We start from the raw sequence: 746 nt of genomic DNA on the forward strand, positions 1-746 counted from the left end.
GGTTCGTATTAGGGTTCTTCTTCGGAGCCATGTCATCCATGTTCCGCATCACGGGTGATCTAACGGTGGAAAAACTGGTTGGCTCGTTCTTTGGTTTCGTGTTCGTGTACGGGCTGCTGGTACTGACGATCGGGCGAACTGTTCTTGAGGATGCAAAGGAGGTCTCTGACCGATACTTCCTAGACTATATTCAGAATTCAGAGAAGGGTGGTGGTGATTAACAGGGATAACTTTTTCATCGGAATGCAGTGTGTCGCTGCGGGATGGGCAGCGGCAATGGCTTACTTCCTTATCACCAACTCATTCGCAAACCGCTTAGACCCACTTGCATCCACGGCCTGGCTATTAGGTTTGATTTCATCGACATATGTAGCAGGCGGCCTTACCGGTGTGATCTACGGAGCGATAGAGGGCTTTGGACAGAAAGAGGGAAAGAACGCTGAAGCAGGTGGTAGATGATGGACTACACTGATGAGGAAGAGATTTAAACGAAGTGTATTGGGTCTACCCGGTCATGCCGAAGCCCACAGAAATGTTCTTCTCAGGACCGTTCCTCGAGCAAGGCCATCTGTGGGTTTGCACGGAGTGTGAATATGGGACAACAAGCGCGCTGAGTATGATATTTCATACAGTCCGAGATATTACTTCTAAGATTAAAGGAATGGTGACGAGGAGTGATGGGTCTTCTCTTTAGCTCTTCAGCCATATCAGCCTGATTTGATCCCTAGCTTTTATGTTATCCTGGT

Annotated in this window: 2 protein-coding genes; both read left to right on the forward strand. The window is 48.4% G+C overall.

Going from position 1 to position 746, the window contains the following annotated elements:
- The coding region (locus tag ACFR9S_RS08340) for a hypothetical protein (protein ID WP_379818411.1) at window positions 1-221 on the forward strand (221 nt) is incomplete at its 5' end.
- On the forward strand, window positions 214-459 hold the full coding sequence (locus ACFR9S_RS08345) for a hypothetical protein (protein WP_379818412.1): 246 nt from the start codon (window positions 214-216) through the stop codon (window positions 457-459). The genes ACFR9S_RS08340 and ACFR9S_RS08345, both read left to right, overlap by 8 nt.
- Window positions 460-746 lie beyond the last annotated feature (287 nt).

This window comes from Halolamina salina (genome assembly GCF_042678005.1).
GTDB lineage: Archaea > Halobacteriota > Halobacteria > Halobacteriales > Haloferacaceae > Halolamina > Halolamina salina.